This is a genomic window from Dysgonomonas sp. 520 (assembly GCF_010501095.1).
In the GTDB taxonomy this organism is placed as follows: Bacteria; Bacteroidota; Bacteroidia; order Bacteroidales; family Dysgonomonadaceae; genus QVMP01.
This window is the reverse complement of sequence record NZ_QVMP01000022.1, coordinates 11,735-32,479: the sequence shown is the minus strand read 5'-3', so window position 1 is coordinate 32,479 and position 20,745 is coordinate 11,735. Positions and strand designations below refer to the sequence as shown.

The 20,745-nt window shown below is 41.4% G+C and carries 19 protein-coding genes; 17 read left to right on the top strand and 2 right to left on the bottom strand.

What is annotated here, in order from left to right:
• The first annotated feature begins 31 nt into the window (after nucleotides 1–31).
• On the top strand, nucleotides 32–2,299 hold the full coding sequence (locus D0T56_RS12725; RefSeq protein ID WP_163320541.1) for a bifunctional (p)ppGpp synthetase/guanosine-3',5'-bis(diphosphate) 3'-pyrophosphohydrolase: 2,268 nt from the start codon (nucleotides 32–34) through the stop codon (nucleotides 2,297–2,299).
• Nucleotides 2,300–2,313: 14 nt separating this feature from the next.
• On the opposite strand, the gene D0T56_RS12720 is transcribed toward D0T56_RS12725, so the two are convergent.
• Together D0T56_RS12720 and D0T56_RS12715 are read right to left on the bottom strand one after the other, a co-directional pair.
• Nucleotides 2,314–2,967 (bottom strand): hemolysin III family protein, encoded by a 654-nt coding sequence (locus D0T56_RS12720; RefSeq protein WP_163320540.1) that lies wholly within the window; start codon nucleotides 2,965–2,967, stop codon nucleotides 2,314–2,316.
• 49 nt (nucleotides 2,968–3,016) lie between these two features.
• A complete protein-coding gene (locus D0T56_RS12715) occupies nucleotides 3,017–3,301 on the bottom strand; it encodes a GNAT family N-acetyltransferase (protein ID WP_163320539.1) in 285 nt (94 codons plus the stop codon).
• Nucleotides 3,302–3,876: 575 nt separating this feature from the next.
• Between D0T56_RS12715 and D0T56_RS12710 the strand changes: the two genes are divergently transcribed.
• The 16 genes from D0T56_RS12710 (at nucleotide 3,877) to D0T56_RS12635 (ending at nucleotide 20,366) form a co-directional block, all read left to right on the top strand.
• Nucleotides 3,877–4,431, top strand: coding sequence for a TerD family protein (locus D0T56_RS12710; RefSeq protein ID WP_163320538.1), 555 nt, complete (start codon nucleotides 3,877–3,879; stop codon nucleotides 4,429–4,431).
• Between the two features lie 12 nt (nucleotides 4,432–4,443).
• Nucleotides 4,444–5,109, top strand: a complete 666-nt coding sequence (locus D0T56_RS12705) for a stress protein (protein ID WP_163320537.1) — start codon at nucleotides 4,444–4,446, stop codon at nucleotides 5,107–5,109.
• A 28-nt stretch (nucleotides 5,110–5,137) separates the two neighbouring features.
• On the top strand, nucleotides 5,138–5,692 hold the full coding sequence (locus tag D0T56_RS12700) for a TerD family protein (RefSeq protein ID WP_163320536.1): 555 nt from the start codon (nucleotides 5,138–5,140) through the stop codon (nucleotides 5,690–5,692).
• 142 nt (nucleotides 5,693–5,834) lie between these two features.
• Nucleotides 5,835–6,521: a TerD family protein gene (locus tag D0T56_RS12695; RefSeq protein WP_163320535.1), complete on the top strand. Its 687-nt coding sequence runs from the start codon at nucleotides 5,835–5,837 to the stop codon at nucleotides 6,519–6,521.
• A 483-nt stretch (nucleotides 6,522–7,004) separates the two neighbouring features.
• Entirely contained in the window at nucleotides 7,005–8,123 is a 1,119-nt protein-coding gene (locus D0T56_RS12690) for a toxic anion resistance protein (RefSeq protein ID WP_163320534.1), read from the top strand.
• A gap of 7 nt (nucleotides 8,124–8,130) precedes the next feature.
• The gene (locus D0T56_RS12685) at nucleotides 8,131–9,093 is read left to right on the top strand and encodes a hypothetical protein (RefSeq protein ID WP_163320533.1); all 963 of its coding nucleotides are present in this window, start codon (nucleotides 8,131–8,133) and stop codon (nucleotides 9,091–9,093) included.
• Between the two features lie 59 nt (nucleotides 9,094–9,152).
• On the top strand, nucleotides 9,153–9,707 hold the full coding sequence (locus D0T56_RS12680) for a transposase (RefSeq protein WP_163320532.1): 555 nt from the start codon (nucleotides 9,153–9,155) through the stop codon (nucleotides 9,705–9,707).
• Between the two features lie 13 nt (nucleotides 9,708–9,720).
• Nucleotides 9,721–10,359 carry a VWA domain-containing protein gene (locus D0T56_RS12675; protein WP_163320531.1) on the top strand — a complete coding sequence of 213 codons (639 nt, stop codon included), beginning with the start codon at nucleotides 9,721–9,723 and terminating at the stop codon, nucleotides 10,357–10,359.
• A gap of 157 nt (nucleotides 10,360–10,516) precedes the next feature.
• The gene (locus D0T56_RS12670; RefSeq protein WP_163320530.1) at nucleotides 10,517–11,152 is read left to right on the top strand and encodes a VWA domain-containing protein; all 636 of its coding nucleotides are present in this window, start codon (nucleotides 10,517–10,519) and stop codon (nucleotides 11,150–11,152) included.
• 45 nt (nucleotides 11,153–11,197) lie between these two features.
• The gene (locus tag D0T56_RS12665; protein ID WP_185153882.1) at nucleotides 11,198–11,623 is read left to right on the top strand and encodes a hypothetical protein; all 426 of its coding nucleotides are present in this window, start codon (nucleotides 11,198–11,200) and stop codon (nucleotides 11,621–11,623) included.
• An 8-nt stretch (nucleotides 11,624–11,631) separates the two neighbouring features.
• Nucleotides 11,632–12,675 (top strand): TerY-C metal binding domain-containing protein, encoded by a 1,044-nt coding sequence (locus D0T56_RS12660; protein WP_163320529.1) that lies wholly within the window; start codon nucleotides 11,632–11,634, stop codon nucleotides 12,673–12,675.
• Between the two features lie 6 nt (nucleotides 12,676–12,681).
• A complete protein-coding gene (locus tag D0T56_RS12655; protein WP_163320528.1) occupies nucleotides 12,682–14,274 on the top strand; it encodes a PP2C family serine/threonine-protein phosphatase in 1,593 nt (530 codons plus the stop codon).
• 82 nt (nucleotides 14,275–14,356) lie between these two features.
• Nucleotides 14,357–15,853, top strand: coding sequence for a helix-hairpin-helix domain-containing protein (locus D0T56_RS12650; protein WP_163320527.1), 1,497 nt, complete (start codon nucleotides 14,357–14,359; stop codon nucleotides 15,851–15,853).
• Between the two features lie 87 nt (nucleotides 15,854–15,940).
• Nucleotides 15,941–16,612, top strand: coding sequence for an HAD family hydrolase (locus D0T56_RS12645; RefSeq protein ID WP_163320526.1), 672 nt, complete (start codon nucleotides 15,941–15,943; stop codon nucleotides 16,610–16,612).
• Nucleotides 16,590–17,429: a phosphoribosyltransferase family protein gene (locus D0T56_RS12640; protein WP_163320525.1), complete on the top strand. Its 840-nt coding sequence runs from the start codon at nucleotides 16,590–16,592 to the stop codon at nucleotides 17,427–17,429. Before D0T56_RS12645 ends, D0T56_RS12640 begins: the two co-directional genes overlap by 23 nt.
• 3 nt (nucleotides 17,430–17,432) lie before the next feature.
• Nucleotides 17,433–20,366, top strand: a complete 2,934-nt coding sequence (locus D0T56_RS12635; RefSeq protein WP_163320524.1) for a calcium-translocating P-type ATPase, PMCA-type — start codon at nucleotides 17,433–17,435, stop codon at nucleotides 20,364–20,366.
• The last annotated feature ends 379 nt before the right edge of the window (nucleotides 20,367–20,745 follow it).

Here is a 20,745-nt window from a genome sequence, read left to right as displayed (position 1 = left end):
ATTATTTTTGTCATAATTGTATTGGCATCATATGGGTATAGAAGACAAAAATATTGAAGATCAGAAACTTGTCCAGAAGGCTTTTGAAGCTCTTTTGGACAGCTATCTACAATCTAATCACAGGAAGAAGGTAGACATCATAACAAAAGCCTTCCACTTTGCAAACGACGCACATAAGGGAATTAAACGTAAATCGGGAGAGCCTTATATAATGCATCCTATTGCTGTGGCTCAGATCGTGTGTTCTGAAATAGGGCTGGGGTCTACTTCCATCAGTGCGGCTTTGTTGCACGATGTGGTAGAAGATACGGACTATACGGTTGAAGATATACGTGTGTTGTTCAACGACAAAATAGCTGCTATTGTGGACGGGTTGACCAAAATATCGGGAGAAAAACTATCGACGAGTATTTTCACGGATAATGTTTCTGCTCAGGCCGAGAATTTCAGGAAATTGTTGTTGACAATGTCGGAAGACATAAGGGTGATTTTGATAAAAATTGCCGACCGCCTGCACAATATGCGCACATTGGGGTCGATGGCTCCTGCAAAACAATATAAGATAGCAGGAGAAACCCTGTACATTTATGCTCCCCTTGCCCATAGACTTGGTCTGTTTGCCATCAAAACCGAACTTGAAGACCTTAGCTTCAAATACGAAAACCCGGAGGCCTACAACGGCATTAAACAAAAACTGAAAGAAACAGACTCGAAACGGAAAGACGTGTATTTCCATTTTGCCGAGCCGGTAATATTCAGGCTCAACCAATTGGGATATAAGTACGAAATCAAGGCCAGAGAAAAATCGGTCTATTCCATCTGGAACAAGATGCAGAAAAAGGCTGTTCCCTTCGAGCAAATATATGATATTTTTGCAGTCCGCATTATTTTTGAAAACGAGCCCGGCATAGATGAAAAAAAACGTTGCTGGGACATATATTCCGTCATTACAGACCTTTACAGGCTGAAACCTGATCGTATCAGGGACTGGGTGAGCCGCCCCAAGGCGAACGGATATCAGGCTTTGCACCTTACGGTGATGGGGCCTGATGGCGAATGGATAGAAATCCAGATCAGAAGCCGGCGAATGGACGATATTGCCGAGAAAGGTTTTGCCGCCCATTGGAAATATAAGGAGGGAAAAATAGAAGAGGACAACGAATTGGAAAAATGGCTGAAAACCATTAAGGAAATTCTCGAAAACCCTAATCCCAATGCGATTGATTTTCTCGATACCATAAAATTGAACCTGTATTCGCAAGAAATATTTGTGTTTACCCCAAAAGGTGAGATCAGGACTTTGCCGCAAGGCGCCACTGCTCTGGATTTTGCTTACGATCTGCACACTAATATCGGCGATCATTGCATCGGAGCAAAGGTAAACCACAATCTTGTCCCTTTCAGCAAGAAACTGAACAGCGGGGATCAGGTTGAAATCCTGACATCAAAAAAGCAGACTCCACAACCCGAATGGTTGAATATCGTAACCACCGCCAAGGCGAAGACCAAACTGGAATATGCTTTGCGTAAACAGCGTAAGGATACCAGCAAAACGGGTGAGGAAAAACTAAACGAAGTACTTAAAGACGCAAACATAGAATTGTCTGTTCCCGTGCTTGACAAGCTGCTCGACAGGTTTAAGATGACCAAAAAGGAAGACCTTTTCTATGCAATTGGCACGGGCGATATAATATTGCCTCCGAAAGTGGGCAAGCTGCTCTCAATCAAAAAGAACAATACCAATCTTTTTGTTCGGTATATGAAGCAGGCGTTCAATGTGGGCAAGAAAGCCGGAGACGTGGTTCCTATTCGCAAAGAAGGTATGCAGGTGGCACCTTCTCCCATCGACAAAAAAAAGACTTATGTGCTTGAGGGGGATGAGTTTGGACGGAACTATATAATATTGACGTGCTGTAATCCGATTCCGGGCGATAAGGTATTCGGCTTTCTCAACGATAAGAATGAGGTAGAAATACATGCAGTGAATTGTCCTGTGGGTATGAAACTTAAAGCAAACTACGGAGACAACATTGTCAATGTGGAGTGGAGCACACATACGCAGTTTTCGTTCCTGACAACGGTTATCATTAAAGGGCTCGACCGCATGGGGATGCTCAACGAAATAACAAAATCCATCACTTTGGATTCCGTCAATATCAAAAAACTGGAAGTAGACTCGAAAGACGGGGTCTTTGAAGGAAAAATAGAATTGTATGTGAATAATGTGTCGAGTGTGAAGAAACTGTGTTCGCAACTCATGAAAATTGATGGAGTTCAATCGGTTAACCGACTCACTTAATCACAATTTCACATTCACAAAATCAGATAGATGGCAATAATATGGCAAACACTACCTCCTAAAACAAACAGGTGGAAGACTGTGTGCATGTATTTTTTCTTTGTCCACGAATAAAACAAGGCTCCCACAATGTAAGAGACGCCTCCGGCCAACAGCCAATAGAGGGCATTCATCTGCCCCGATAAGGATAAGACATCGGACAACGGTTTGATAGCCACCAGAATGCTGCAACCCATTATCACAAAACAAACCGTTTCCAGATTGCTGTGTTTCTTCAACTTCCTGAAACTGACTATCAAGCCTATAATGGCTGCAAGCCAGGTGAAAGCAAAAAGCGACCACCCCCACATTCCCACTTCACGCAGAACGATGAGCGTGAAAGGCGCATAAGTGCCGGCAATATGAAAATAAATTGCACTATGGTCGAATTTGCGGAGAAGCTCTTTCCTTTTTTGGTGGGTACAACCATGATAGCATGTTGATGAAACATAGGATGCCAACATACCAAACAGATAGATGCCAACACTGACCACCGCCCATGTGTTTCCGCTTCCGATTGCAACATTCAGCAATATGCATCCTGCAGCAATACCCAGTACGATACCCACGGCATGCGAATATGTGTTTGCTATCTCTTCTTCTCTGGTGTAGAACTTATTTTCTTTCACAAGCCTTATTGTTTAAAGACCTCAAAGATAAGAAATAAAATGATGATTTTCAGAGCAAATCCTGATATTCGGGATGCCTGTCTATATAGACTTTTGTGTATGGGCAGAGAGGCTTCACTCTGTATCCCTGTCCCTTGATATAATTCAGCAAGGCTTTTGTTAGTTCGCCGGCAATGCCTTTGCCCTCGTGTTCGCTGTTTACCTCGGTGTGAGGAACAACAACGGTATTGTCTTCCCTCATGAAGAATGTGACAAAACCAACGACCTTATTATCCAATAATGCCTCGAAACGATTTTCGTTCGGGTTGTGTTTTATGATATATTCTGTTTCCATATTTTATAAACAAAGAAAGATATAATTAGTTGCAACTTACGAGTAGATAAATCACAAATTTATTGATAAATGTTGTTTGTAGAGAGGTGTGTCACCTAATCTTTACAAAATAACCCCCAGCCCCTAAAGGGGTGTATTGTTTATCAATTATTAAAAAAAACTTCAGGGACAGGAGGGGAGGGTGCATTTGTAGAGGTAGTGCAGAGCCCTGCCCCTACACCTCTATCGTTGCATGGGATTTGCAAACCCATGTTTGGCTACTGTCCGGATTTTAAATCCGGAAAATAATAACTCCGAGGTTACAAACCCCGGAGAACAGATATTGTTGATATGAGGGCGTAAGATTTTACGCCCCTACAGATATCTCTTTGTCATCCTGAACAGAGTGAAGGATCTGGAGAACACATAACAGTCAACAGTTATCAGTTAACAACCTCGCATTCTAAAAACAGATTTATAAATGCAAGTACGGATAATAGATTCGCTCTTAAAATATTTATTATATTAATCAGAAATTTATCTGAAATTTTTATCTTTGTGAAAATAGACATTTAAAAACATTAAACTTACAAAAAATGGCAATTAATTTAACTAAAGGACAACGTATTGAAGTTGGATTATCAAGAGTAGGAGTAGGATTGGGATGGGACCCAAACGAAGGATCGGGATTCGATTTCGATTTGGACGCATCTGCATTTATGCTGGGTGAAAATAAAAAATTACCTAAAGATGAATTTTTTATTTTCTACAACAACCCACTGTCTCCTGATAAGGCTGTTGAGTCGTCGGGCGATGATACAACAGGTGGCAGCAGCGACGGTGATGATGAGACTTTAACTGTTGAACTGGCTAAGGTTGATCCTCAAATACAAGAGATCATTTTTACGGTAACTATACACGATGCCGAAGCACGCAAGCAAAACTTCGGACAGGTGCGTAACTCTTTCATCCGCATATACGATGCAAACACAAATGAAGAGATTGCAAAATACGAGTTGGAAGAAGATTTCTCTGTGGAAACTGCTGTTGAATTCGGACGTTTATACAAACGTGGCGGAGAATGGAAATTTGAAGCTATGGGAATCGGCTATAAAGGCGGACTTCAATATTTCGTAGACAAATATTGCTAATTCGCCTCAATTATGGCAATAGACCTAAATAAAATCACCCTTGAAAAACAAGGCGATAGTCATAAAATTGATTTGACAAAAGGTGATAGCGACCTTTCGAAAGAAATAGTTATCAATCTGAACTGGACACAAGACACAAAAGAAAAAAAAGGGTTCTTTTCTAAATTGTTTAGTGGAAACTCGGAGGTAGACCTCGACTTGGGGTGTTTCTACGAACTTAATGACGGACAAAAGTCTGTTATTGACGGATTGCAGTTTGCCAGAGGTCAGGGTGGTCCTAAAAACAGGCTGACAAGGCAAGGATATTATACCGGTGCTCCCTGGATTTGGCATACAGGCGACGACAGGGCAGGAACAGGACAAGGAGAAAATATTCTGGTCAACCCTCAGGGAATGAAAGACCTGAAACGCATTGTTGTGTATTGTTTCATATATGAAGGTGTTGCCAAATGGGATCAGACCAATGCCGTTGCTACAATAAAAGTTTCGGGTAACCCCGATATTGTTATTGAGATGGGCAAACAGTATAGCAGTCAGAAATTTTGTGCATTGGCAGAAATCTTATTCGATCAGGGCAACTCTCTTACAGTTAGAAAACTAGTCTCATTTCATAACGGACACGGTGATTGCGACAAGGCTTATAGCTGGGGTATGAAATGGAGCGCAGGTAGCAAATAGTTTTTTAACTTTATAATCTTTTGATAGAATGGCAATTAATTTAGAAAAAGGACAACGGGTCAATGTCAATTTGCCCAAATTTGTAGTAGGGCTTGGTTGGGATGCTAACGCTTCCAGCACAGGAACAGATTTCGACCTGGATGCTTCTGTATTCATTTTGGGCGAAAACAAGAAGATACTATCCGATCAGCACTTTGTATTCTACAACAACCTGAAATCTCCTGACGGATCGGTGGAACACACCGGCGACAACCTGACCGGAGAGGGTGACGGAGACGACGAGCAAATAAAAGTAGACTTGTCTAAGATTGGCTCTGATGCAGCGGAAATCTGTATTGTTGTTACAATACATGATGCCGAGGCAAGAAGACAAAACTTTGGGCAAGTGCGCAATTCTTTCATCCGTATTTTCAATCCCGACACAAACGAAGAAATCTTGAAATACGAATTGGAGGAAGATTTCTCGATAGAAACAGCAGTTGAGTTTGGCCGTATATACAAACGCAACGGCGAATGGAAATTCGAAGCCGTAGGCGTAGGACAACGTGGTGGCTTGGAAGAATATTTGAGAAAGTATGCGTGATTCCAGTTACAAGTTACTAGTTACAAGTAAACGAGTGAAAAACTAGTATCCCGTATCTTGTGTCTTGTTTACTAATGAGACGAGGGTGACTCACCCGAAAAAATAAAACAACCGAAAAATAATTTTTTAAATAATTAATATCATGGCAATTAGACTAGAAAAGGGTCAAAGAATAAATCTTGAGAAAAAATCAGGAGGTAGTTTAACCAACTTTTGTGTAGGTGTAAACTGGGGTGCAATAGAAGTGGAAGTAAAGAAATCAGGATTCCTTGGTTTCGGTTCAAAAACAGTAACAGAAGTTCAGGACGTAGACCTCGACCTTAGCTGTGTGATGTTTGATGAGAACGGCAACATCTGCGATCATCTTTATTCTCCTCTTTACAAACCCGAACTGCTTGCAAAATTCGGTTTACCTCCCGGCAAACTTCTATCCAACACTCAGGCTATGCGCCATACTGGCGACGACCTTGAAGGAGATAAAGGCGGTGACGACGGTTTGGACAACGAAATCATCACGGTTGAATTGACAAAACTGTCTTCAAATGTGGCTCGTATCTTCTTTTTCCTAAACAATGTGGGTGAAGAAGACTTTTCGCAAATACCTTATGCAAAAATCAGAATGTATGAAGGTACTCCAACAAAGGTAGACAATGTTTATGCCGAATACAACGTTGTTTCGGAAGCTCAATATCGTGGCAAAAAAGCTTTGATTATGGGCGAATTGTATAAGAAAGGCGACGAGTGGAAATTCAATGCCATTGGCGATGCTACGGAAGATGTTTTCTTAGGACAAACTATTCAGCGTATCGCTCAATCATACGTGAAATAATATATTTTACATACAAAAACTTCCTTTTTGTCTCTTCCGGGGGATGAAAAGGAAGTTAGATTTTTATAACTTATAACTCGTAGTGCATTAAAAAATAAAAGGCAACAGATTGAAAGATAATACATAATCATCTTGTCATCCTGAGTAAAACGAAGGATCTAAGACTAAAAGCCCAGATTCTTCACTTCGTTCAGAATGACAGTTCAAATAAAAATTTCATTATGAATGCTTTAACATTAAAGCTATAAATGCACTACAAGTAACTTATACTAAATTAGTAGTCGGGTTTTTATATAAGAAAAAGTGTACCTTTAGTCACAAGTTATATCATCCGGAGTGTAACGAAGTATCTGCATTAAAATACAGATTCTTCACTTCGTTCAGAATGACAAAGGAATGGGTGACTTGAAATTGAATACTTCCGAACTACAGATTCACATAAACTAGATATTTTTTATATTTATATCAAACTTCGAAATCATTATGGATTTAAATTTGAACCCTAATCCTTCTTCCTCCAATAATGCAGTTCCTGCAACATACCAGAGAATGGACAAAGACGGCAATGTTGATCTGGTAAACCTCAATCAGCAAGAAATAGACAAGCTCACCCGATTGAACAGGACGCTTGTGGTTTCGGATGTCAATTCTGTGCTGAATTATGGTGCGGACTTGCAATCGACAATGGAAAAATACAGTAACGAATTTCTTCAAAATGTGCGTACTGTTGATGCAGGAGAGGTAGGAACACACATCAATGAGTTGCTGGTAGAATTGAACTACATAGATGTTGACGAACTGAATCCGACGGGTTTGAAAGGCTTTCTGATGAGAATCCCCGGTTTGAAGAAGTTGGTAGTTGATATAAAAAAAATATTTCAGAAATACGATAAAATTATCGTGAATGTAGACCGCATTTCGAATAAGATAAAAGCGGGGCGCATCAACTCGTTAAAAGACAATACGGCTCTGCAAACAATGTTTGATAACAATGTAGAATATATCAAGCAATTGGAAGAACTCATTGTTGCCGGGCAATACAAATTTGAAGAATTAAAGCAACAATTGGCCGAAATGGAAGCTAATCCTGCAAATCACAGGGATTACGAAATATCAGACATGCGTGAATACGTTCACCGTCTCGATAAACGTTTGGCCGATATGAAAGTTGTTCGATATATAATGATGCAATCGCTGGCGCAAATCCGTATTGTGCAAAACAATAACATGGCAATTGCAGATAAAGCACAGTCTATTGTATCAACTACAATTCCCGTGTGGAAAAATCAATTGACCATAGCGGTCGCACTTTATCGCCAGCAGTCTAATGTTGAGATGCAACGCAAAGTATCGGAAACAACAAACACTATTTTGGAAAAAAATGCCGAATTGTTGAGACAAAACAGTATAAATGTGGCAAATGAGAGCGAAAAAACGGTAGTTTCGATAGAAACTCTGAAGAAAACCACTCAATCGCTTATCTCCACACTCGACGAAGTGAAACGTATACATGACGAAGGTATGCGCAACAGGCAAGAGCTTGACAAAGAATTGCATACACTGGAAACCGAATTAAGAAAAACGGTAGGAGGCGCTAACTGATCCATCTATGGATAATTTGAGGCAAGAGATATTAGATAAATCGAACGAGGTGATCTGGAAACTTTCGGAGTTGGCTGCTTTTTTTGAAGAGCCAACCTTGATAAAAATATGCTTGCAAAGTAAGATTATCCATAAATTATTTGAAGACAATGCCGACATAGACATCAACAAACTGGAATTGTTTCACCTCCAGTTCTCAGACACACTGATTAATCTTCTCGAAAAAATAAAGGTGAAGAATGAACGTATCGTGGGTATGTATAAGCACGAAATGGAGCTTAACAACGAAATGATAGAGAAGATAAAACAACGGATAGTGCAGGATGGAGGATTTGATGCCGAAGCTCAAAAACAGACAGTCAGGATGTCGAAATCGTTGCGGGATTTGTATACGGCAATTTATTATAAATCTACTGATTACCCGTTCAAGGAAGACATCAACTCGTTCAGTATAAATTTTTATAAAGACCATTTTTTCGAATCGGAGCAGGAAATTGTAGACAAGCTGATTATGTACGATAAAAGCAAAGTTTACCGCAATCCTTATGCTGTTGTTGATAAGCAATTGCTGCTCGAATTGGGGCAGGCAAACTTCGATGTGAGATTTTTTGCCGGAGTGAAAGTATATCCCATTCTTCTGGAAATATATAAAATACAGGAAAAAGACATTTATTTTCTCTATTGGCCAGTAAAAAATTTATTTCTGAAGTGCGACATCGATTTGTTTCCTCACGAAAAATGGGTGGAAGAAATGTCGAAAAAAGCGCAAGCCATAAAAAGTTTGACGAAGAAGAATTCCAAATTGGAAACGAATATAAAGAACACACACAAGTACCTTTCGTACGAAATATCTGAATTGTTGGATGAAGATTATAAAGTGATAACAGGAATTGATTTTCTGGCGTCGCTCGAAGATATTGATACACAAGCTAATATTTTGAAAGCAATGCTTGAAACAAAAATGATTTGAGGAAAGGGAAGTTGTAAGGGGCAGGGCTCTGCTCTGCTCGTAAAGTAGGGGCGAATAAAATGAACCAAACATTACCTAATAGAAAAACTGTACGTTTGCAAGGATATGATTATTCTTGTGAGGGATTGTACTTTGTTACTATCTGTACGCAGGATATGAAATGTTTGTTTGGCAAGGTGGCGGATGTAGATGGGCAGGACGAAGTTAACGATGTAGGGGCGGGGTTCTACTCCGCCCGAAATGCCGCCCATCACCCTTTTATTATATTGTCGGAATTAGGAGAAGTTATTTATGATGAATGGTTAGCATTATCTGACCGTTTTATAGATATCAGGTTACATGAATTTGTAATAATGCCGAACCATTTTCACGGAATTGTCGAACTGCGGGCAGAGCAGAGCCCTGCCCCTACATTGGCAGATATTATTTGTGTATTTAAGTCTGTTACAACTAAAAAATGCAATAAAGTGAATAAAGCAATGGGGCATAAACTCTGGCAACGAAACTATTACGAACACATCATTCGCAATGATGTGTCTTGTGCAAAGATCATAAACTATATACAATCCAATCCTGAAAATTGGGTTACAGATAATTATTATGTAAATTATTAATAGAATACAAAATATGAGAAAACTACCGGTTTATTTACTGCTCGATACCTCCGGTTCGATGACGGGAGAACCTATCGAGGCTGTGAAGAATGGGATACAAGTGCTGGTATCCTCTTTGCGTCAAGATCCTTATGCTTTGGAGACGGCATACCTGAGCGTCATCACTTTTAATACTAACGCCCAACAGATTGTACCACTAACGGAATTGTCCGTATTTCAGATGCCCGACATTCAGGCAACGGGAACAACCTCTTTGGGTGATGCTTTGTCATTGTTGGCAAAGAGGGCTGATGCGGAAGTAACCAAAACCACACTGGAACAAAAAGGCGACTGGAAACCTCTTGTTTTCATCATGACAGACGGAGAGCCGACAGACGATTGGCGTAAAGGTTTAGCAGAGTTTAAAAAGCAAAAGTTTGGTATTGTGGTGGCTTGTGCAGCCGGTCAGCATGCCAATACTCAGGTGTTGGGCGACATTACCGATGTCGTTGTGCAGCTTGATACGGCCGACAGTGCTACTATCAGGGCATTCTTCAAGTGGGTGTCTGCTTCGGTGAGTTTAGGCAGTCAGAAAATTGAGTCTAGTGGTCAGGAGGTTACAGGCTTGAGCGAATTGCCGCCACCGCCACCGGAAGTGAATATTGTGGTGTAGATAGTAGAGAATTGGTTTTTGTCATCCTGAGTGCAACGAAGGATCTATGTATTAACAAAGATTCTTCACATTCGTTCAGAATGACAAACGATGTTAAATGACATGAAAAGTAAATAACAGTTTACCTAAAAAAATAATGATATTATCATATTAAAATATGAGACGATTACCAGTTTATTTATTACTAGATACCTCCGGTTCGATGCGGGGAGAACCTATCGAATCGGTTAAAGTGGGTTTGGAAGCCATGATTTCAAGCCTGCGTCAAGACCCTTTTGCACTCGAATCGGTGCATATGAGTATTATAACCTTCGACAGGGACGTGAAACAAATACTTCCTCTGACTGAATTGGAAGCATTGCAATTGCCCGAAATAACAACTCCGGAGTCGGGTCCTACTCATCTGGGCGAGGCTTTGGAATTGCTTTGCAAGAAAGTAGATTCGGAAGTATTGGTGAGTACCTCCGAACAAAAAGGTGACTGGATGCCCCTTTTGTTTATCATGACTGACGGCAAGCCTTCAGACCTTCAAAAATATAACCAGATGATACCCGAAGTAAAGAAACGGAATTTTGGCAGTATCATTGCCTGTGCAGCAGGAGCGAAAGCAGATGTGCGACCTTTGCAATTATTGACTGATCAGGTCTATTCGCTGGATACGACAGATAGTTCCACATTCCGTCAGTTTTTCAAATGGGTGTCGGCATCGGTGAGTGTGGGCAACAGGAGTGTTGGCGCAAGCGACGAAATGCAGCTTCCACCGCCACCGCCGGAAGTGCATACGATAATCTGAAAATACAACAAACTTTATAAGCAAAACTTTTACACAATTTTTATTATGTCACAAATTAAAGGAATTGAAAATATGTCGGTAAACGACATTAGAAGAGAATTAGATAATGGTGCTAAATTCGTGATCTTTACTTATGTAATTTCTTTGTTGGTTGTTAGTTATAAGAGATCGAGTAGTATACATTTCGTTAAACCGGGAGATGCGAAGATAGCCAAAGGTTGGCCCTATTTTTTAATAAGCCTTATCATGGGATGGTGGGGATTACCTTGGGGACCGATCTACACCTTTCAAGCATTTTACTATGCATTCGCAGGAAAAAATGTTACGGATGAAGTGATGGCATCTCTCAGCCTGACAGAAGGAGCTCAATATGACGAAAATGCAACCAACACGGGAGGATATAACCTTGATAATGGAAGAAATAACGGTTATGGTATGAATGACATGATTAATAGAAATAATCAGGAATAAAAAGAATTATGAGAAGACTTCCTATCTATTTTTTGATTGATGTATCTGAGTCTATGGTCGGAGACCCGATCGATCAGGTACAGGATGGTATAGCAACCATCATAAAGGAATTACGAACAGACCCGTATGCCCTTGAAACGGTTTATGTTTCGATCATCGTTTTTGCCGGAAGAGCGAAAAAACTGACACCGTTGGTCGAATTGTATAACTTCTATCCTCCAAAAATACCTATCGGTGGAGGTACATCACTGGGCACGGCAATGAACTTCCTGATGGATGATATAGATACTTCCATAAACAAAACCACTATGGAGGCTAAAGGCGACTGGAAACCGATCATATTTCTTTTCACCGATGGAAATCCTACTGATAAGTACGATAATGCTTTTGACAAGTGGAACAGCAAATACCGCCAGTCTGCCAATCTGATAGCCATATCCCTAGGTCAAAATATGGACACAAACATACTTGGCAAGATTACGGACAACGTTTTGCAACTTAAGAATACAGATGCAGAATCTTTCCGCTCGTTCTTCAAATGGATTACAGCATCTATCAAAACAAGCAGTGTGGGTGTGAATGAACTCAACTCGGACGAACTGAAGCTCGCGCCCATCACAGACGATTTTCTGAGCAAAATTGAAGAAGAGATGAATCAACTTACCATAGATGAAAATTTTGCCGTGATGTTGGGTAAATGCCAGAAAACGGCTCGCCCCTATTTGATGAAGTATCTGCGAAATGCAGGGTCGGGGCATTATTCCGAATATGGAATAAATCAAGGCTATCATTTGGTAGGTTCATATCCTATCGACAATTCATACTTCGATCTGGCAGACATTTACCAGACAGGAAAAACGGTTAATACATCCGAACTGACCGGATTCCCCACTTGCCCGTGCTGCGGCAACCAGTATGGATTTTCGGTTTGCCGTTGCGGAAATATCATGTGTGTGGGCGATGAAGAAATGAGTAAATGCCCTTGGTGTGGTTCGCAGGCTAAGTTTGGTTTTGCCGAAGGCAATTCCGATATAACAAGAACAAGAGGATAACCCTGTATGACAATAAAAGAATATCTGGAAAGCATCGGCGTATTGTTCGAAACGAACGAAGAGGCTTTGCGTTTCCTGAATCAGGCGGAGGTAATAGACTTTCTTTCGGCAAAGAAAGACAACCTGCCGAAAGAAGCTGATGAAACAAAATCCGATGAAACCCGGAATCCGATAGATGAAAATATTATCGAAGAAATATTTTATGTAGAAGAAGATATTCCTCTCAAATCGTCCGACTTGTTGGACGACCCGTTAGCTGAAGATACATCAAAAACAGATGATATGGCAAAATTTTCCGATTACAGTGTGCCAATGAACGAAGACGAAAAGCAACAAGCAAGGGATAATGCTTTTGCCGAAACTGTTCGCAGTAAGCATTTTACCCTGCAAAATGCGAAAGTGAATCAACCTTACAATTTTTCTGTCGATCCTGACTTCATTCAGGCGAATCATATCGGCGAATTTTGGTTCGACGGATTAGAGGCTTTAGGCTTGGAGTTCGATAAGGCAGATAATACGATAAAGGGCATACCTACCAAATCGGGCGACCATAAGATTACCTGGCATTACAGGCATATTGATTGGACAGAGGGCCGCCCAACCTTTCAACGAGATTTGACGTTGGTTGTGAATCCCGACCCCCGTTCGTTGTGGAATAATACGCCCACCTCCACCGATATTCCCTTCTATAAACCGGATTGCGACAAAGCCTTTCGGAAAGTAGGGGCAAAAAGCGGATTCCTCGGATTGAGGAAGGAAGAACGTAAAGACATGGTTGCTGCGAGCCAGAGGGGGCGTTCTCATGCTCATGGGGGAAGTCCACGGGATGATGATTTTGCATTCCATTTCGATGAAAAAAACGAATGGTATGTGCTGGTTGTTGCCGATGGTGCAGGTTCGGCTAAATATTCACGCAGAGGTTCCGAGATAGCTTGCCACACAACAATTGATGTCTGCCGGAAGGCTTTGGAAGTTTCTTCCGATAACTTGGAGCAATTGATTGCCGGGTTTAAGAAAGAAGATTCACAAGAAAACAGAAAGAAAGTAGGAGACTTGATTTATCAGGTTTTAGGTGCTGCTGTTTTTAAATCTTACAAGAACATAGAAGAAGAAGCGAAGAATTCGGACAGCGAATTACGGGATTTTTCAACTACTTTGTTGATGACAATATGCAAAAAATTCAAATTCGGGTGGTTTGTCGCCAGTTTTTGGGTTGGTGACGGAGGCATTGGCATTTACGATAAAAATACACAATTCCTGAAAGTGATGGGCGAACCGGATGGCGGAGAATTTGCCGGACAAACACGCTTCCTTACAATGCCCGAAATCATACAACCGGCTGAGATATATCGCCGTTTGCGTTTCGGATTAGTGGATGATTTCACAGCATTGGTGCTTATGACCGACGGGATAACCGATCCGAAGTTTGAAACAGACGCAAACCTGATGCGAATAGAAAAATGGAACAGCTTGTGGGAAGACTTGAGCAAGGAGGTTGATTTTGAAAACGATGTGGATTGTTCCAATCAATTGTTAGCGTGGCTCGATTTTTGGTCGCCGGGTAATCATGACGACCGCACGATTGCAATATTGTACTAAGCACACCCCTCCCTGCCTCCTCAAAAGGGAGGAGAATGGTAATAAAAACTTGTAACTTGTTTACTCGTAACTCGTAACTATAATGGCAAATACAATTAAAATAAAAGCAACTGACGGTTCCGATGTCGAATTTGTAGATAATATTATCGGTTCCGGAGGAATGAAAGATGTCTATTTCAGTCCCGACAAATCGTATGTGGTCGGTTTTTTCAGGGATAAGCAGGATTTCAATGCAAAAGACCGTCTGGAAAACATAACCGGCATATATCGTGAGCGGATTTTCAATCAGCAAGGGGGAGACTATTGGAAAGACCTGTTTTGTTGGCCAACAAAAATTGTCGAATACAAAGGAAAGCTGGGTATCGTTTGCCCTACCTATCAGAGCCGCTATTTCTTTAAGTATGGTTCTGTAAACGACGACTTTCTGGGCATCAAAGGGAGAGAGAAAGAAGGTAAGTGGTTTGCATCGGCTAAAAATCAAAACCGTTTCCTTGCTCCTCAGGAAAAAGGCGATTGGTTCAAATATTTTCAGATATGTATACGCATAAGCCGTGCAGTGAAACGCCTGCATGCTGCGGGATTGGCACATTCCGATTTATCGTATAAAAACGTGTTGATAGACCCGACTTCGGGAGCAGCGTCTATCATCGATATTGATGGATTGGTGGTTCCGGGCAAGTTTCCGCCCGATGTGCTTGGCACACCCGATTTCATTGCACCAGAAGTGATAGCCTCCAAGCATTTGGATATAAAAGACCCTGCCCGCAAATTGCCCAGCATTGCAACAGACAGGCACGCATTGGCAGTAATGATTTATATGTACCTTCTCTACAGGCATCCTTTGCGTGGTGGCAAGGTGAACGACCTCGATTCGACAAAAGACGAGGAACTGTCGATGGGTTCTAAGGCTTTGTTTATTGAGCATCCTACCGATGCTTCCAATAGAGTGAAGGCAAACCAGCTTCACCCTACGCAATTGCCACAGGGCGATCCTGCGAAGATTCCCTATACGGTTTGTGGCCCTTATCTTAAGGATTTGTTCAATAGGGCATTTATTGACGGATTGCATAATCCCACATTGCGCCCGACAGCAAATGAGTGGGAAGAAGGACTGTTGAAGACTGTTGACCTGATGCAGCCTTGCCAGAATCCGAAGTGTTGGCACAAATGGTTTGTATTTGATAACTCAACTAAACCCCGGTGCCCTTTCTGCGGAACTGACTATAAAGGTCAACTGCCGATTTTGAATCTTTATTCTTCCCGACGCGAGGGAACCTTTACGCCCGACAATTATCGTTTGATGGTGTATCATAATCAGTATCTTTATCCCTGGCATGTGAACAGGAACCTGTCGCCGAACGAGAAATTGACAGATGAACAGAAAAAGCCTGTGGGATATTTTGTTTTCCATCATGGAAAGTGGTTACTGATAAATCAACGCCTGACCGATTTGGAAGATAAGAGCGAAGGAAAGAAAATAGGAATAAATGAAGCCGTTGAATTGACCGATAACAAGCAGATATTGTTGTCGAAAGAAGATGGCGGACGGTTAATTGTGGTTCAATTGGTGGCTAACTGAACACCTCCCCCTAGCCCCCTCCGATAGAGGGGGAAATGAAGAATAAAAAAAACTTCGATTGGGATGGATGGATAATATATATTTCTAATGATAACAAACGTTTCATTTGATTTGTGGCTGACTCTTATCAAGTCTCACCCTGAATTTAAGCACAGGCGAGCCGAGATGATAGCCGATACATACAATAGCAAGGGTTTGAGTGTGCCTCACATCGAAGCCTTGGTCAGGAATATTGACAAGATATTTGATCGGTATAATGAGTATTATGGCGAAAAAATTCCGGCATCATCTATGTATCAGCGTGTTTTGAATGAAACGTGCAACGACCCAGAAGAGGTAAGTCTTGAAGAAGCTCAACATTTTGAACAACGGGCAAATGAGCTGTTCGTAGAATACAGTCCTCGGTTGCTGAATGATGATATTCCTTCTATTTTGGAAGGCTTGCAGGCAGAAGGCAAGGTGTTGAATCTGGCAAGTAATACCGGATTTATAGAAGGGAAAACGCTAAGAATTGTTTTGGAAAAACTGGGAATCCTGAAACATTTCCTGTTCAATATTTTCTCCGATGAAGTGAAGGCTTCCAAGCCTTCCGCAAGATTTTTCCAACGGGTATATGACGAGGTTAGCGTACCCAAAAAAAATATTCTCCATGTTGGAGACAATGAAAAAACAGATTATCAGGGTGCTTTGAACTTCGGGTTCTCGGCACTTTTAATTAAACCAGACTATACACTCAATGACATCAGAGCAGCATTATAAGGGAAAAATAACTCATTTTTCAGGTTTTCAGATCGGATCTGATACCGATTTCGATTTTTCGCCCGAAGAGTATTCCAAGTTTAAGCATGGAGCGGAAAATATCGCCCGTAAATTCGGATACGAATTGGCAGAACGGTTTATAAAAGGAGTATTCAGTGAAACATACAAGGGACAGCAGATAATTGTGTTGCCCAGTGCGTATTCACACATACCTACGGCTTCGTTCTACATGAAGAAATACTTTGTGGATAAGCTCAACTCCTATCTTTTCGATAATGGTTTTCCTGTGGTGCAGGAAACAAAAATTCACCGTACTGTTACTTATCGTGAAGATTACGGGGAAATGTCGGCAGAAAGTAGGTATAAACTGATCAGTGGCGATAAATTTTTTGTTGATAAAGACTTTATTGATGATAAGGTGATGCTTTTTCTCGATGATATCAAGATAACAGGCACTCACGAACGTATCATTACCAAGATGTTGGCCGATTATGGTATTGACAATGATAGTTATATGCTTTATTTTGCCGAACTTGTCAACCCGAATGTGAACCCGAAAATAGAGAATTACCTGAATAATTATTCTGTGAAAAGCATTGATGATATCGACAAGATAATCAAAGAAGAAGAATTTGTGTTCAACACACGGGTGGTTAAATATATATTGAACAGGGAAGCAGAGGAATTTGATGCATTTATAGACAAACAAACTGCCGAATTCAGGCAGGGCTTGTATTACAATGCGATAGGCAATGAATATTATAAATTTGAGACATACTTACGAAACTTAAATAAATTGAAACTAATTTTAAAATAACCGATGGAACAGAAAAAACATTTAGTCGGACTCACCGACCAACAGGTGCTCGAAAGCCGTGAAAAACATGGTGCAAATATTCTGACACCACCTAAAAGAGATCCTCTTTGGAAATTATTTCTCGAAAAATTTGAAGATCCTATTATCCGGATTCTTCTTATTGCAGCATTCTTATCGCTTGGTATTGCCATTTTCGAACATGTTTCGACAGGGCAAATGCACTATGCCGAAACAATAGGTATTTTCTGTGCCATCTTGTTGGCTACGGGTGTCGCTTTCTGGTTCGAAATGGATGCCAACAAAAAATTCGACGTCTTGAATCAGGTGAATGAAGACACCTTGGTGAAAGTGATCCGTAACGGAAATGTGATTGAAGTTCCTAAACAACAAATAGTAGTAGGCGATATTGTCCTCATCAATACGGGCGATGAGGTTCCTGCCGATGGCGAACTGATAGAAGCCATATCGTTGCAGATAGACGAATCTTCTCTTACGGGAGAGCCTATTATTGATAAGACCACAAACCACGAAGATTTTGACGAAGAAGCCACTTATCCGTCCAATTGGGCGATGCGTGGAACCAAGGTGATGGATGGTCATGGTATCTTCGAGGTGAAAACCGTGGGTGATGCCACCGAATATGGTAAAGTTGCCGAAAAATCGACCGAAATGACAGGCGAAGAAACTCCGCTGAATAAGCAATTGGACGGATTAGCTAAGTTCATTGGTGTTGTGGGTCTTGTTTTGGCTGCGCTTACTTTCATCGTGTTGTTCCTGAAAGATATTTTCGGTGGAAGCGTTTCTTATTCGTGGGGACAACTTGGACTGCTTGGTGCCGTAATCATCGGTGCTATGGTGGCTTTGGTGAAAATATGGTTGCCTATTGTTTACGATGGTTTTGAACTTGCAGGAAAAGAAAAGGAATTGCCCAAAAGCGTGGACGAAGGTGGCTGGTTGAGGTGGATAGCACTCGGTGTCATCACAACTGCTGTTATTGCCGGAATAGGTTGGTTGTTTGGAGTGAATCCGATCAATCCTGATTCGTGGGTGGATATGGAAACAGCACGCCACGTCCTTCAATATTTCATGGTTGCCGTTACTTTGATTGTGGTTGCCGTTCCCGAAGGTTTGCCTATGAGTGTGACTTTAAGTTTGGCACTGAGTATGCGCCGTATGTTGAAAACGAACAACCTTGTGCGCAAAATGCACGCTTGCGAAACAATGGGTGCAACTACCGTTATTTGTACCGATAAAACGGGAACATTGACACAAAATCAGATGAAGGTTGCCGATACCAAATTCTATGCGCTGAAAGATCAAGCACTGTCTGACGACAGAAACAGCATCTTGGTGAAGGAAAGTATCTCGGTGAACTCTACCGCTTATCTTGATTTTACCGATCCATCGAAAATAAAAACTCTTGGAAACCCCACCGAGGCCGCACTTCTATTGTGGTTGAACGATAAAGGAATCAATTACCTGGATATACGGGAAAAAGCAAATGTAGTGGATCAGCTTACTTTCTCTACCGAGCGCAAGTATATGGCTACTCTTGTAGAAAGCCCATATGATGGAAAATATGTTCTTTACGTAAAAGGTGCTCCGGAGATTGTTATGGGTAAATGCAGTACAATACTCATGGCGGATGGCGAAAGTTCTTTAAACGAAGAAAAAACAGCCATAGAAGACTTGTTGTTGAAGTATCAGAATCAGGCGATGCGTACACTTGGTTTTGCTTATAAAATTGTTGATGCCGCATCCAAAGATGTTGCTATTAAAGATTTGGCAGAAAACAACCTGACTTTCATCGGCATAACGGCTATTTCCGACCCTGTGCGTGAAGATGTTCCTGCGGCTGTGGCAGAATGTCTTGAGGCGGGTATTGATGTGAAGATAGTAACAGGCGATACTCCCGGAACTGCCCGTGAAATCGGTCGCCAGATTGGAATTTGGACGGATGCCGATACGGACGAAAATATCATTACAGGACCTAATTTTGAGGCTTTGTCGGACGAGGAGGCTGAAAAACGTGTGATGAAGCTGAAAATAATGTGCCGTGCACGTCCTACCGATAAGCAACGCTTGGTGCAGTTGCTTCAAAAGAATGAAGCCATTGTGGCTGTGACAGGCGACGGAACAAATGACGCTCCTGCGCTCAACCATGCCAATGTGGGGCTTTCTATGGGTTCGGGTACTTCCGTAGCTAAGGAAGCCAGTGACATTACATTGCTCGACGACTCATTCAACAGTATTGCTACTGCCGTAATGTGGGGACGCTCGCTTTATAAGAATATACAGCGTTTCATCTTGTTTCAGTTGACAATCAACGTTGCTGCGCTTATTCTTGTGTTCTTAGGTTCAATCTTCGGAACAGATCTTCCGTTGACGGTAACTCAGATGCTTTGGATCAACCTGATCATGGATACATTTGCCGCCGGTGCTTTGGCTTCGCTACCTCCCGATCTTAAGGTGATGAAAGAAAAACCAAGAAAAAACAAAGCGTTTATAATCAATCCTGCTATGCGTAGCAATATCCTGTTTGTAGGTCTTACTTTCGTAGTTCTCTTGCTGGCAATGATGTTCTCATTCTCACGACCTGATATATTAGATTCATTCTTTAGCCATGTAACAGGAGACAAGGTGGCTTATTCACTGTCTTATTTCTTCACGTTCTTTGTGATGTTACAATTTTGGAATATGTTTAATGCTAAAGCCTTTCAGACAGGAAAATCGGCATTTGCTAACATGGGACAAAGTAAAGGTTTCATTGCGGTTGCTTTCGTGATTCTTGTCGGTCAGATTCTGATTGTGGAATTTGGAGGTGAAGTATTCCGTACCGTTCCTTTGCAGTTGCGTGATTGGCTGATCATTATCGGGTCTACCTCGTTTGTCCTTTGGATTGGCGAAATAGTGAGACTGGTAAGCAATAAGAAGTAAATTTATATAGACTTATCATGCTGAGTGCAACGAAGAATCTGTAAATACATTAGATCCTTCACTTTGTTCAGGATGACAGAAAGATATCTGTAGGGGCGTAAAATCTTACGCCCTCATATCAACAATATCTGTTCTCCGGGGTTTGTAACCCCGGAGTTATTATTTTTCGGATTTTAAATCCGGACAGTAGCCAAGCATGGGGATTTGCAATCCCATACGACGATAGAGGTGTAGGGGTGGGGCTCTGCTCTACCCGAATTGCAGGACATCATTCTTTCGTTAACTTTCGGGCAGATCAGAGTCCTGCCCCTAGAAAAAGTCTTCAAACTCGAAAGGACGAAAATCTGAATTTTGCCAAGTGAGTGGTCTTACTTTTATT